This window comes from Pseudogulbenkiania sp. FW507-F1 (assembly GCF_058781125.1).
This window is the reverse complement of the sequence record NZ_JBYSWM010000007.1, coordinates 89,400-101,966: the sequence shown is the minus strand read 5'-3', so window position 1 is coordinate 101,966 and position 12,567 is coordinate 89,400. Positions and strand designations below refer to the sequence as shown.

General features: G+C 65.1%; 17 protein-coding genes. 9 read left to right on the top strand and 8 right to left on the bottom strand.

Going from position 1 to position 12,567, the window contains the following annotated elements; genetic code table 11:
- Positions 1-15 precede the first annotated feature (15 nt).
- From AC3WG5_RS06490 to rplI, 7 genes are all read left to right on the top strand, one after another.
- Positions 16-324 carry a metal-sensitive transcriptional regulator gene (locus AC3WG5_RS06490; RefSeq protein WP_008953317.1) on the top strand — a complete coding sequence of 103 codons (309 nt, stop codon included), beginning with the start codon at positions 16-18 and terminating at the stop codon, positions 322-324.
- A gap of 191 nt (positions 325-515) precedes the next feature.
- Positions 516-827: a hypothetical protein gene (locus AC3WG5_RS06485; protein WP_482583195.1), complete on the top strand. Its 312-nt coding sequence runs from the start codon at positions 516-518 to the stop codon at positions 825-827.
- 13 nt (positions 828-840) lie between these two features.
- The gene (locus AC3WG5_RS06480) at positions 841-1,050 is read left to right on the top strand and encodes a heavy-metal-associated domain-containing protein (protein WP_008953315.1); all 210 of its coding nucleotides are present in this window, start codon (positions 841-843) and stop codon (positions 1,048-1,050) included.
- 297 nt (positions 1,051-1,347) lie between these two features.
- Positions 1,348-1,725, top strand: coding sequence for a 30S ribosomal protein S6 (rpsF, locus tag AC3WG5_RS06475; RefSeq protein WP_008953314.1), 378 nt, complete (start codon positions 1,348-1,350; stop codon positions 1,723-1,725).
- Positions 1,726-1,738: 13 nt separating this feature from the next.
- A complete protein-coding gene (gene priB / locus AC3WG5_RS06470) occupies positions 1,739-2,038 on the top strand; it encodes a primosomal replication protein N (RefSeq protein WP_492568187.1) in 300 nt (99 codons plus the stop codon).
- A gap of 5 nt (positions 2,039-2,043) precedes the next feature.
- Complete coding sequence (gene rpsR / locus AC3WG5_RS06465; RefSeq protein ID WP_008953312.1) at positions 2,044-2,271, top strand: 30S ribosomal protein S18; 228 nt, start codon at positions 2,044-2,046, stop codon at positions 2,269-2,271.
- A gap of 21 nt (positions 2,272-2,292) precedes the next feature.
- The gene (gene rplI, locus AC3WG5_RS06460; protein WP_008953311.1) at positions 2,293-2,742 is read left to right on the top strand and encodes a 50S ribosomal protein L9; all 450 of its coding nucleotides are present in this window, start codon (positions 2,293-2,295) and stop codon (positions 2,740-2,742) included.
- A 78-nt stretch (positions 2,743-2,820) separates the two neighbouring features.
- On the opposite strand, the gene AC3WG5_RS06455 is transcribed toward rplI, so the two are convergent.
- Positions 2,821-3,156, bottom strand: coding sequence for a DUF2322 family protein (locus AC3WG5_RS06455; RefSeq protein ID WP_492568186.1), 336 nt, complete (start codon positions 3,154-3,156; stop codon positions 2,821-2,823).
- Between the two features lie 588 nt (positions 3,157-3,744).
- On the bottom strand, positions 3,745-4,296 hold the full coding sequence (locus tag AC3WG5_RS06450) for a hydrolase (protein WP_492568185.1): 552 nt from the start codon (positions 4,294-4,296) through the stop codon (positions 3,745-3,747).
- A gap of 187 nt (positions 4,297-4,483) precedes the next feature.
- Here AC3WG5_RS06450 and AC3WG5_RS06445 point away from each other — a divergent pair, with 187 nt between their 5' ends.
- Together AC3WG5_RS06445 and AC3WG5_RS06440 are read left to right on the top strand one after the other, a co-directional pair.
- Positions 4,484-7,318 (top strand): FAD-binding and (Fe-S)-binding domain-containing protein, encoded by a 2,835-nt coding sequence (locus AC3WG5_RS06445; RefSeq protein WP_492568184.1) that lies wholly within the window; start codon positions 4,484-4,486, stop codon positions 7,316-7,318.
- Between the two features lie 168 nt (positions 7,319-7,486).
- Positions 7,487-7,999, top strand: a complete 513-nt coding sequence (locus AC3WG5_RS06440; protein WP_492568183.1) for a GNAT family N-acetyltransferase — start codon at positions 7,487-7,489, stop codon at positions 7,997-7,999.
- A gap of 116 nt (positions 8,000-8,115) precedes the next feature.
- Here AC3WG5_RS06440 and AC3WG5_RS06435 read toward each other — a convergent pair whose 3' ends face one another.
- From AC3WG5_RS06435 to grxD, 6 genes are all read right to left on the bottom strand, one after another.
- Complete coding sequence (locus AC3WG5_RS06435; protein ID WP_492568182.1) at positions 8,116-8,298, bottom strand: hypothetical protein; 183 nt, start codon at positions 8,296-8,298, stop codon at positions 8,116-8,118.
- Positions 8,299-8,477: 179 nt separating this feature from the next.
- Positions 8,478-9,722: a uracil-xanthine permease family protein gene (locus tag AC3WG5_RS06430; protein WP_294866389.1), complete on the bottom strand. Its 1,245-nt coding sequence runs from the start codon at positions 9,720-9,722 to the stop codon at positions 8,478-8,480.
- Between the two features lie 48 nt (positions 9,723-9,770).
- Positions 9,771-10,409: a hypothetical protein gene (locus AC3WG5_RS06425; protein WP_492568181.1), complete on the bottom strand. Its 639-nt coding sequence runs from the start codon at positions 10,407-10,409 to the stop codon at positions 9,771-9,773.
- Positions 10,410-10,487: 78 nt separating this feature from the next.
- Positions 10,488-11,120 (bottom strand): uracil phosphoribosyltransferase, encoded by a 633-nt coding sequence (gene upp / locus AC3WG5_RS06420; protein ID WP_008953303.1) that lies wholly within the window; start codon positions 11,118-11,120, stop codon positions 10,488-10,490.
- A gap of 136 nt (positions 11,121-11,256) precedes the next feature.
- On the bottom strand, positions 11,257-12,084 hold the full coding sequence (locus tag AC3WG5_RS06415; protein WP_492568180.1) for an EAL domain-containing protein: 828 nt from the start codon (positions 12,082-12,084) through the stop codon (positions 11,257-11,259).
- 123 nt (positions 12,085-12,207) lie between these two features.
- Positions 12,208-12,528 carry a Grx4 family monothiol glutaredoxin gene (gene grxD / locus AC3WG5_RS06410; RefSeq protein ID WP_294866383.1) on the bottom strand — a complete coding sequence of 107 codons (321 nt, stop codon included), beginning with the start codon at positions 12,526-12,528 and terminating at the stop codon, positions 12,208-12,210.
- Positions 12,529-12,567 lie beyond the last annotated feature (39 nt).

Below are 12,567 nucleotides of genomic sequence, written 5' to 3'. Positions count from 1 at the left end.
CTCCGAGGAGTCGTCATGCAGCAGTGCTGTGACCATGAACCCCCGGGCAGCGACAAGCTGGTCGTGCAGCCCAACAAGAGCGCCTTGCTCAAGCGCCTGGCGCGGATCGAAGGGCAGGTGCGCGGCATCAGCGGCATGATCGACGGCGACCGCTACTGCGTCGACGTACTGACCCAGATCGCCGCGGTGAAGTCGGCGCTCGACGCGGTGTCGCTGCAACTGTTGGAAAACCACATGAAGGGCTGCGTGGCGCAGGCGCTGCGCGCCGGCGACGCCACCGGCGTGGTGACCGAGCTGATCGACGTGGTGAAGAAGGTGCGCTGATTCCAAAAAGCATTAGGAACGCGAACGCGAAGGCAAGTGAGCGGGGCCGCAGACAGTACAGATAGTGCGGCCAGTGCTCGCTGAGCGAATCTCTGCGATAGATTCGCACGCGGTCCGCGCAACGCCGCCGCCAAAGTTATCGTGTCTAAGGCGCATTGGAATGACGCCGCCCAGGGCGGCGGGAGGTAAACATGGACAGGCTGGTGCGCGCGCTCATGCTCGCGCTGTGGTGCGGGCCGCTCGTCACGGTGGCGGCGCCGATTCCGTTCAGCGTTTTCATCCGGCTCGATACCGGCATGAGCGAGGCCGAGGTGCTCGAGCTCACCGGGCCGCCCGACTACGTCAGCGACGGCGGCTCGGTCCGTTACCGCACGCGGCATGGCTTTGCCTGGGGCGACCGCAAGTCCATGACCTGGTACGCGGATGGCGTCGAGCCGCATACCACCACCATCACCTTCCGCAACGGGCGGGTGAGCGATATCGAACGCTACAAGAAATTCTGAGAAAGGAAGCTTCATGGAAAAAATCATCCTGCACGTCGAGGGCATGACCTGCAACGGTTGCGCCAACAGCATCAAGAACGCCCTGGGTCAGCTGGAAGGGGTGCGCCAGGTGGAAGTGGACCTGGCGAGCGGCAAGGTCGAAGTGTTGTGCGACGCCGGCATGCCGACGCGCGGCATGCTGGCCGAGGCGGTGAGCGATGCCGGCTACGACGTGGTCGGCTGAGCGCTTGTGAATAAATCTGCTGCGCGCTCCAATCCCGGCCCTGCGATACTCGCCGTACCATTTGTACGGCTGCGCTTCTCAAGCCGGCCTTGGGTCGCTCGCGACGATTTCTTTCACAAGCGCCGCCCATGATTTGATCGTTTCGGCAACGACGCCACAGCCGCTGGCCCAAATCCATGGGGCGGCGGCTGTTTTTCGTTGCCCTGTCCGGTAAAGGTGCGTAGAATTCTGCGGTTCTCAACCCTTGCCTTTCTGCTACCGCATGGCGGAAAGGCTTTATAGCCACAAGGAGTTCACATGCGTCATTACGAAATCGTGTTCATCGTCCATCCGGACCAGAGCGAACAGGTTCCGGCCATGATCGAGCGCTACAAGGGCATGGTTCTGGCCGCCGAAGGCAAGATCCATCGTCTGGAAGACTGGGGCCGCCGTCAACTGGCTTACCCGATCCAGAAGCTGCACAAGGCTCACTACGTTCTGATGAACGTCGAGTGCCAAGCAGAGACCCTGGCCGAGATCGAACACGCGTTCAAATTCAACGACGCCGTTCTGCGCCACCTGACCATCAAGCTGGACCGCGCCGTGACCGAAGCGTCCCCGATGATGAAGGACGAGAAGGCCAAGAATCTGCTGGAACCGCAACAGCCGGCCGCCGAGGCTGAAGTCGCTGCCTGATCGCGACTCCACCTTGCAGAACCAGCTGGTACTGACCGCCGCTGTCGAACGCGAAGACGCCCTGAGATACACCCCCGCCGGCCTGCCGGTGCTGGAAATGTGGCTCAGGCATCAGTCCCGGCAGCGTGAAGCGGGGTTCGAAAGGGATGTGAATTGCGAAGTGCAGGCACTCCTGATCGGCGAAGCGGCCCGGAAGTTTTCCGGCAGTCTGGCAGGCAAGATGGTCACCGTCAGCGGTTTCCTCAGCCAGCGCAGCCTGCGCAACCCGCGGTTAGTACTGCATATCGAACACGTTGAATTTGTAAAAGGTTAGTCAAAATGGCTCGTCAACTCTTCAAGCGCAAGAAGTTCTGCCGTTTCACGGCAGAAGGCATCAAGGAAATCGACTACAAATCCGTTGATCTCCTGAAGGATTTCATCGCCGAAAACGGCAAGATCATCCCGTCCCGCATCACCGGTACCAAGGCCCGTTATCAGCGTCAGCTGACCACCGCGATCAAGCGCGCGCGTTTCCTGGCCTTCCTGCCGTACACCGACCAACACTAAGCCGGGAAAGGATACGACAAGATGCAAATCATTCTGCTCGAAAAAGTGGCCAACCTGGGTCAACTGGGTGACGTGGTTAAGGTCAAGGACGGTTACGCTCGTAACTTCCTGATCCCGCAGGGCAAGGCCAAGCGTGCCAACGCCGCCAACCTGGAAGCTTTCGAAGCTCGCCGCGCCGAACTGGAAGCCAAGCAAGCCGAAATCCTGGCCGACGCTCAGGCTCGTGCCGAGAAGCTGACCGACGCTACCATCACCATCGCCCAGAAGGCCGGTGTGGATGGCCGTCTGTTCGGCTCCGTAACCAACGTCGACATCGCTGAAGCCGTGACCGCCTTCGGCGTGCCGGTGAAGCGTTTCGAAGTTCGCCTGCCGAACGGCCAGCTGAAGGCCATCGGTGAATACGACCTGGAAGTCGCCCTGCACCACGACGTGGTTGTGGCGATCAAGGTTGTCGTGGTACCGGAAGCCTGATTCCCGGTTATACCGGAATCGTTAAAAAGCCCGCACATGTGCGGGCTTTTTTCATGCTTGCGCGAGGGGCGCCGTAGCTCATTCGCCCTGCAGCACGAGGCGCGCCTTGAGGCCGGGGGCGCCGCCTTCGGCGATGGCCAGCAGGCGGTCGATATTGGGGTGCTTGCCGGGGTTGAGGCGGGCGTCGGCGGTGTGCTCGGCGTAGAGCGCCAGCCCTTCTGCCGCCGCGGTGTGGTCGATGTGGCCGAAGCGCTGCACCAGCGCGTAGTAGACCTTGACCGAGCCGGCGGTACCGGGCTGGTTTTCCAGGCGGGCCTGCGGTTCGTCGTGTTCGTCGAGCAGCACCAGTGCGGCGATGCCGGCGGTGTCGGGCAGAGTAGCCAGAATGTCCTTGAAGCTGGCGGATGTGGTCATTGCGTTTTCCTTGATGTCATCGGGGTGTCGGGGCGCTCGCTGCTGGCGCCAGCCCTGTCGGCGCTCAGCATGCCTCGAGTGGGATTTCGGCGGTAGTTTACCATCGTGTTGGCAGCAACCGTTTCGCTGCGGACTCTGCTCCGGAGGCGGTGCTGGGCGGTCAGTGAAGTCGTGGGCCGTGGGCTCGTGGCAGCGTGTCGGTCGCCGTCAGCACATGGCCGCAGGGCGTTGAAGAAAGGACTGACGCGCTGGGGATGCCTTGGCCGGCCGTTTACAGATGTCCTGGCACGATTTTTGCTGAATAGGCTGTGGTTATCCAGCGTGCCGCCGCTTCGATGCGGGGTAAAGGGGAGGGTTGCACCTGTTTGGCGCCTTTTCCTGCGTCGTTATGGTGATGAATGCACCATGGTAGTGCATGCAGCAGAGCCAAGTCTGCACTTCTGCTCGACAGGGCCGGAAGTGGAAGTAATAGAGGAGAACTAGAACGGCTCAGCCGTCATCTCGAGAAAGACAAGGTTGGCCGAAGCCGCTTCGGCCAACCTTTCGTTTTTTCTGGCCCGCCGTCTCGTCCCGAATGACCTTTCCGCCTCAGGGTTGTACGCCCTGCAGATAGCGCTTGCTCATGCTGCGGAACAGCTCGGAGCCGGCTTCGCGCAGCATTTCGAACAGCACCATCTCGCGGCTCACCAGCACCGCGCCGGCGTCGCGCATGCGTTGCAGGCCGAGTTCGAGATCGCGCGCCGAGCGGCTCGTCACCGCGTCCGCCACCACGAACACCTGTTTTCCCGCCGCCAGCAATTCCAGCACCGTCTGCAGCACGCAGACGTGGGTTTCCATGCCGCACACGATAACCTGGTCGCGCGTCAGCAGCGTCTCCGGCAGGCAGTCGCCGGCGACGCAGGAGAAATGCCGCTTCGCCACCACGGGGGCGGCGGGGGCGGCCGCCAGCAGTTCCGGCACGGTGTGGCCGAGGCCCTGCGGATACTGTTCGGAAAACACCACCGGCAGGCCGGTATCGTGGGCCACGCTGAGCAGCCAGCGCACCCGTGCCACCACCCCGTCGGGATCGATCACCGCCGGCACCAGTTTCTGCTGGATGTCCACCACCAGCAGCGTGGCCTTGTCGCGTTGCATCAGCATGGTCGTCTCCTTTTCCCGAAGTGTCAGCCGTGAGCCTAGCAGCCGTGCCGCGCTGGCGGCAAGACCGCACCGGACCAAGGGCTATCCCTTGATGGGCCGAAGGATGAAATGTGGCACCATCGCGTTCATCGACACGATAGAACGCGTGCGGGCGCTGGCGGTCCGCTACGCAGGAGGAGACAGGGCCATGTTGCAGGGAGCGTATCGCGAGTTTCACCACCGCTTGCAGGAGCAGATCGAGCCGCGGCGGATCTACACCGATCCGCTCTCCACGCTGGCCTACGGCACCGACGCCTCCTGCTACCGGCTGACGCCCAAGATCGTGGTCAAGACCCAGTCCGAGGCCGAGGTGCAGGCCATCCTGGCGCTGGCGGCGGAACTCGCGCTGCCCGTCACCTTCCGCGCCGCCGGCACCTCGCTCTCCGGCCAGGCGGTCAGCGACTCGATCCTGGTGGTGGCGAGCTACGGCTGGAAGGGGCTGGAGGTGCTGGAGAACGGCGCGGCGATCCGCCTGCAGCCGGGCGTGGTCGGCGCCGCCGCCAACGCCGCGCTGGCGCCGTTCGGACGCAAGATCGGCCCGGACCCGGCGACCATCAACTCCGCCATGATCGGCGGCATCGTCAACAACAACTCCAGCGGCATGTGCTGCGGCACGGCGCAGAACAGCTACCAGACGCTGCGCGCGATCCGCGTGGTGCTGGCCGACGGCAGCGTGCTCGACACCGCCGACGCCGCCAGCGTGGCGGCGTTCCGCGCCAGCCACGCCGGCCTGCTTGGGCAACTGGCGGCGCTCGCGGCGCGGGTGCGGGGCGACGCCGAACTGGCCGCCCGCATCCGCCGCAAGTACAAGATGAAGAACACCACCGGCTACAGTCTCAATGCCCTGGTGGACTTCGCCGACCCGCTCGACATCCTTACCCACCTCATCGTCGGCAGCGAGGGCACGCTGGCCTTCGTCTCTGAGGTGACCTACCACACCGTGGTGGAGCACCCGCACAAGGCCTCGGCCCTGGTGTTCTACCCCACCATCAAGGCCGCCTGCGACGCGGTGCAGGTGCTGGCGCAGCACAAGGACGTGGTGGCGGCGGCGGAGCTGCTGGACCGCGCCAGCCTGCGCTCGGTGGAGAACAAGGCCGGCGTGCCGGCGCTGATCAAGACGCTGTCGGAGGACGCCGCGGCGATCCTGATCGAGACCCGCGCCGCCGACCCGGCCGCGCTGGCCGCCAACACCGCGGCGATCGCCGGCTTCATCGGCCACATCGACACCCTGACCGGGGTGGCCTTCACCGACGTCGTCAGCGAGTACACCCAGCTGTGGAACATCCGCAAGGGCATGTTCCCCAGCGTCGGGGCGATGCGCGCCGCCGAGACCACAGTGATCATCGAGGACGTGGCGTTTCCGATCGAGCACCTGGCCGAAGGCACGCTGGCCCTGCAGGCGCTGTTCAAACAGTTCCACTACGACGAGGCGATCATCTTCGGCCACGCCCTGGAGGGCAACCTGCACTTCGTGTTCACCCCCAACTTCTCCGGCGCCGAAGAAGTCGCGCGCTACGAGGCCTTCATCGAAGCGGTGTGCCGGCTGGTGGCGGTGGACTACGAGGGTGCGGTCAAGGCCGAGCACGGCACCGGCCGCAACATGGCGCCGTTCGTGGAGATGGAATGGGGGCCGGTGGCGTACCGCGTGATGCAGGAGATCAAGGCGATCTTCGACCCGCAGGGCATTCTCAACCCGGACGTGATCCTGACCAGCGACGCGCTGCTGCACGTCAAGGACCTCAAGCCGATCCCGGTGGTCGACGCGCTGGTCGACAAGTGCATCGAGTGCGGCTTCTGCGAAGTGATGTGCCCGAGCCGCGCCATCACCCTGACGCCGCGCCAGCGCATCGTCGCCAACCGCGAGATGGCGGCGCTGCGCAGCGCCGGGGACGCGCCGGACCGCCTGGCCGAGCTGGAAGCGCTGTACCAGTACGCCGGCGACGACACCTGCACCACCTGTGGCCTGTGCGAAACCGCCTGCCCGGTCGGCATCAACACCGGCAAGCTGACCACGCAGATCCGCCAGGGCCACCAGAGCGACACCGGCTGGGCGGCGGCAAACTGGCTGGCCGGACACTACGATAGCGCCACGCGCGGGGCGCGGCTCGGCCTCAAACTGCTCGATGCGACCCACGCCGTGGCCGGCGACGCCGCCACCGGCGCCGTGATGCGCGGCCTGCGCCGCGTGTTCGGCCGGCGTGTGCCGCACTGGACACCCTACTTCCCGCGCGCGGCGGCCAAGCCGCGCCTGGGCGCCGGCGCCGCCGGCAGCGCGCGCAAGGTGGTGTACCTGCCGTCCTGCCTCACCCGCACTTTCTCCCCGTCCACCGCCATGCCCGACCCGCGCCCGCTCAACGAGGTGGTGGCCTCGGTGCTGGGCAAGGCGGGCTACCAGCTGCTCTATCCGGCGGGCTTGGACAATCTGTGCTGTGGCACGCCGTTCAAGTCGAAGGGGGCGCTGGACGCCGCCACCGCCAAGCTGGCCGAGCTCAAGGCGGCGCTGTTGGCGGCGAGCGACAACGGCCGCTGGCCGGTGATCGTCGACAACGGCGTGTGTACCGCAGCGATGCTGGAGGGCATCCAGGACGCGCGCCTGCGCATCGTCGACGTCACCACCTTCATCGAGACCGAGGCCGCCGCCCACCTGCACTTCACCCCGCTCGACGAGCACGTGGCGCTGCACGTGGTGTGCTCGATGAAGAAGCTGGGCCAGGGCGCGACGCTCAACGCGCTGGCGCGGCGCTGCTCGAGCCGGGTCACCGAGCCCGCCGGCATCACCTGCTGTGGTTTCGCCGGCGACAAGGGCTTCACCTATCCGGAACTGAACGCCTCGGCGCTGACCGGGCTGAAGGAGCAGGTGGGCGGCTGCTGCGGCGGCTTCTCCACCAGCGCCACCTGCGAGATCGGGCTGTCGGAACACGCCGGCATTCCCTACCAGCACCTGATGTACCTGGTGGACCGCGCCACGCGCCGCCCCGGCTGAGCGCGCCGAGAGCCTGGTACCAGCCGCCTGCGGGCGGCTTTTTCGTGCCCTCCGCGCGCGGGACCCGTCCTGGCTGGGCGGGACGCGGTTTTTATGTCATGGTCGAACGCCGGGCTGGCGCGGCGCGACCCGCGGCGTTGCCCGCTGTTCCCTTCTCGAGGAGATCCCATGAGCTACCCCATCCGCCGTGCCGACGTCGCCGACGCCCCCGCCTTGCAGGCCCTGTTCAGCTGTCCCTCGGTGGTGCGCAATTCGCTGCAGCTGCCGTATCCCTCGCTGTCGCACTGGCAGACGCGCCTGGCCGAGCTGCCGGACAGTACGCACGCGCTGGTGGCGTGTGACGCGGAGAACCGTGCCATCGCCTATGGCGCTGTGATGCGCCCGCCGCAGCTGCGCCGCGCCCACACCGCCTCGCTGGCGCTGGCGGTGCACGAAGACTGGCAAGGCAAAGGGGTGGGGCGCGGGTTGCTGGGGGCGCTGCTGGAGTACGCCGACAACTGGCTGGGACTGACCCGGCTCGAACTGCACGTCTATGCCGACAACGAGCGCGCCATCGCGCTGTACCGGCAGCTGGGGTTCGAGGAGGAGGGGCGCCTGCGTGCCGATTCGTTCCGCGACGGCGAGTTCGTCGACGGCCTGCTGATGGCTCGCCTGCGCGGTCCTCTGTGTGGGCGTAGCTGAGGCGCCAGCGGCCAGCACCGGGCCCTCGGGGAAAACCGTCCGCCCCAGCGCCCGAGGCACAAAAAAAGCGCCATCGAACCGTGGCGCCAATACTGACGGAGGAGAAAGACAGGAGGTCAGCGCTTGCCGAAATGGTAGGGCGACAGGCGATAGAACGGGTTCATCGGATGGTAGCCGGCGTAGGCCTTGCGCTGCTCGGCAAAGCGCGCCCGCAGCATGCCGCCGAGGAAGGCCAGCGCGCCGCCCAGCATCGGCAGCAGCAGGAAATAGAGCAGGCAGATAGCGATCAGGGTACGCATGGCAGGGTTCCTTCGATTGACTGGATACATTGTTCCAGCTCGACGCGCCAGAGTCGTTCACGATCAGGACATTGTTATTGTGCATTGCGACATTTTTTCCGGGCGGCCCGGCGTGACCATGAAAAAACCCGCCTCGTTGCCGGGGCGGGTTGGCGTTGTCAGGTTGGCTGAAGCTGCTGTTACAGGTCCTGTCCCTCGACAATGCCGTCGTGGGTGGCGGCGTGGCGCGGCAGGATCAGGTTCAGCACAATCGCCAGCAGCGAGCACAAGCCGACACCGGCCAGCCCGAACGAGCCCAGCTTGATCTCCAGGCCGCCGATACCGGCGGTCAGCACCACCGAGATGATCACCAGGTTGCGCGGCTCCATCAGGTCGACCTTGGCTTCGATCAGCGTCTTCAGGCCGATCGAGGCGATGGTGCCGAACAGCAGCACCATGATGCCGCCCATCACCGGCATCGGGATCGACTGCAGCAGCGCGTTGAACTTGCCGAAGAACGCCATGGCGATGGCGAACAGCGCCGCCCAGGTCATCACCACCGGGTTGAAGTTGCGCGTGATCATCACCGCGCCGGTCACCTCGGCGTAAGTCGTCACCGGAGGCCCGCCGATCAGGCCGGCCAGGCACACGCCCAGGCCGTCGCCCGACAGCGTGCGGTGCAGCCCCGGGCTCTTGGTGTAGTCACGGCCGGTGACGCCGCCGATCGCCATCACGCCGCCGATGTGCTCGATGGCCGGGGCGATCGCCACCGGCAGCATGAACAGCGCCGCCGCCCAGTTCACCTCCGGGCTGTGGAATTGCGGCACGGCGAACCACGGCGCGTTGGCCAGCTTGGCGAAGTCGACCACGCCCAGCAGCGCGGCGACGATGTAGCCGACGGTGACGCCGGCCAGGATCGGCACCAGCTTGAACATGCCGCGCGCGAAGATCGACACCACGATGGTGGTGGCGAGCGATACCGCGGCCAGCAGCAGCGAGGTCTCGTACGGCATCACCTGCTGGCCGCCGGCGCGGCCCATCGCCATGTTCGACGCGGCGTTCGCCACCGAGAGGCCGATGATCATGATCACCGGGCCGATCACCACCGGTGGCAGCAGGCGGTTGACCAGCGCCATGCCGCGCCATTTGACGATGGCGGCGAACACGAAATACATGAAGCCGGCGCAGAACAGGCCAAACATGGTGGCGCCCATGCCCCAGGTCTGCATCGAATAGATGATCGGGCCGATGAAGGCGAACGAGGAGCCGAGGAAGATCGGCACCTGGCGGCCGGTGCACAGCTGGAACAGCAGGGTGCCGACGCCGGCGCCGAGCAGGGCCATGGCCGGATTGAGGCCGGTCAGTAGCGGGACCAAAACCAGTGCGCCGAAGGCGACGAACAGGATCTGGGCACCCGAGACGGCCAGTTTTACATGCTGGAACATGATGGATTTTTCCTTGTTATGCAAATAGCGCGGCAGTCGCGCCGGGTGTCAGACGGTGCAGTACATGACAGCCTGGGCGATGATGTTGTTCTGGTCCGCGGCGAGCCGGCTGTGCCGGCGGAATTCGCGCACCATCTCCTGCACCCGCTGGTAGGTCTCGTAGTTGGGACGAGCCTGGTAGGCGATGTCGATGCCGAGTTTGGCGGCCAGCTTCTTGATGGTGGTCGGCTTGATGCACACCTGCCGCTCGGGATCGCTGTAGGCCAGAAAGCAGGTCACCACCGGCCATTTCGCCGCATTGGCCCTCGGGTCGTGCCGGCACAGCGTCAGGACATCGACGAAAGCCTCGAAGTGCTCGGGCGAAAAATGGTGCAGCACGTCGTTGAGCGCCGCCACGAAAGGCAGGTGAACCTCGCCATACCCCAGGTAATGGCGGAACGCCATCTTCTCGAAGGTGCTGACGGTACTACAGCGGCCGATGATCTGGCGGCAGCACTCGATGACGGCGGCCGTGCTACCGGTGGAGATGGCCCGCTGTAGCACGGTTTCGGTCAGCCCTTCCCGGCACAGGCGGATCACAACGTCGATACTGCGGTGCTTCTTGCCCAGTGCGAGCCAGTCAGGGTCGCTCAGGGCACCGGGAAAACGCAGCAGGAAGTCGTGATCAATCTGTTTGAACGCGTCCATGCGTCGCCTTTCGTCGTGGGGCCGGAGAGAGCAGACCGCACCTGGCCTGCCACGCGGCGCTGGCGGGCCATCGGTGCGTCAGCCGTGCTTGGTGCCGAAGATCTTGTCGCCGGCGTCGCCCAGGCCGGGGATGATGTAGCCGTGCTCGTTGAGGTGGCTGTCCAGCGAGGCGGCGACGATCTGCACGTCGGGATGGGCCTCGTTCACCACCTTCACGCCTTCCGGTGCCGCCACCATCACCACCGCCTTGATCTGCTTGCAGCCCTTGCGCTTCAACAGGTCGATGGTGGCGACCATCGAGCCGCCGGTGGCCAGCATCGGGTCGATGATGATGGCGATGCGCTCGTCGAGACTGTCGACGAACTTGTCGAAGTAGGGCACCGGTTCCAGCGTTTCCTCGTTGCGGTACAGCCCGACCACGCTGATCTTGGCCGACGGCACCAGGTCGAGCACGCCGTCGAGCATGCCGAGGCCGGCGCGCAGGATCGGTACCACGGTGACCTTCTTGCCCTTGATCTGCTGCACCTCGATCGGACCGCACCAGCCCTCGATGGTGACGGTTTCCAGCTCGAAATCGCGGGTGGCCTCGTAGGCCAGCAGACGCGCCAGTTCCTGGGTCAGCTGGCGGAATTTCATGGTGCTGATGGCGCCTTCGCGCAGCAGCCCGAGCTTGTGCTGTACCAGCGGGTGGTGCACTACGGTGATGTTCATGCGGCTTCCTTCGCTCGTGAAAAAACAGCCGGGTCGTCCCGTTTCGGGATACCGGCTGTTTGGCATTGTGTCCGTGAACGGCAGGGTCGCTGTCGTTCACGCGGGATTAAACGGGTGTTTACACCATGACGCGATTTTAGCCCTTTTCCCACTGGTAAATCCACGGCAACAAGCCTTCCGCAGGCAGCGGGGCCGAGCACAGGTAGCCTTGCACCGCATCGCAGCCCAGTTCGCTTAGGAGCGCCAGGTCGGCGCTCTCCTCGATCCCCATGGCTACCGTGAACAGGCCGTGCCGCTGCGCCAGGAGCAGGTTCTCCTGCAGGATGGCGCGCAGGTGAGGATTGCTGCCGGCGCCGTGCACGAAGGCGCGGTCGATCTTCATCGTCGAGAAGTGCTCGCCGTTGAGGCGCGTCGCCAGGCCGCTGCCGATGCCGTATTCGTCGACGGCCACGCCGAAACCGCGCTCACGCAGCTGGCCGAGCTGCGGTTCGGCCAACTCCCAGTGCTGGCGCAGGGTGTTTTCCGACAGCTCAAGGATCAGGCTGGAGGACGGCAGGCCGGCGATGCGGCACTTGCTTTCCAGCAGCCCCGGCAGGTTGTGGTCGGTGAGCGACAGGGCGGACAGGTTGATCGACACCGTGAGCTTCCGGCCGTGATCGAGCCAGTCGCGGCAGGCGTACAGCGACTTTTCCAGGATCAGTTCGGTCAGTTCGCGGATCATGCCGCGCTCTTCCATGATCGGCACGAAGGTCACCGGCGACAGCACCCCCAGTGCGGGATGGCGCCAGCGCGCCAGGGCCTCGACCCCGAGCACCTTGCGCGAACGCAGCTCGACCACCGGCTGGAAGTAGGGCACCAGCTGGTCGTTGACCAGCGCCCGCCAGATTTCGTCGATGGACATGGCGCTGGCAGACATCAGGCGCTCGGTGGTGTCGTCTTGATAGGGCAGAAATTCGTCAGTCATGGCGTCGGGCGATGCGGGAGGCACATACAAGCTTTTCATTATATGACGAATGAAAAACCCTGTCTGGTGCGGGCAACAAAAAACCCGGCGCGGCGACCGGGTTGTGGCGTCTCAGGCGCATGGTCACGCCTGGGCGATATCCTTCAGCAGTTCCTGCAGTTCGCCGGACTGGAACATCTCGTACATGATATCCGAGCCGCCGATGAATTCACCCTTGACGTAGAGCTGCGGAATGGTCGGCCAGTTGGAGAAGTCCTTGATGCCCTGGCGGATTTCCGGATTCTGCAGCACGTCGACGGTCATAAAGTCGTCCACGCCGCAGGCCTTGACGATCTGCACGGCGCGCGCGGAGAAGCCGCACTGCGGGAACTGGGCCGAGCCCTTCATGAACAGTACGACCGGGCTGCTGCTTACGGTTTGCTTGATGGTTTCCTGGATATCCATGGATGGCAGAATCCTTGCGTTGGTTGAGGCTGGCGCTCC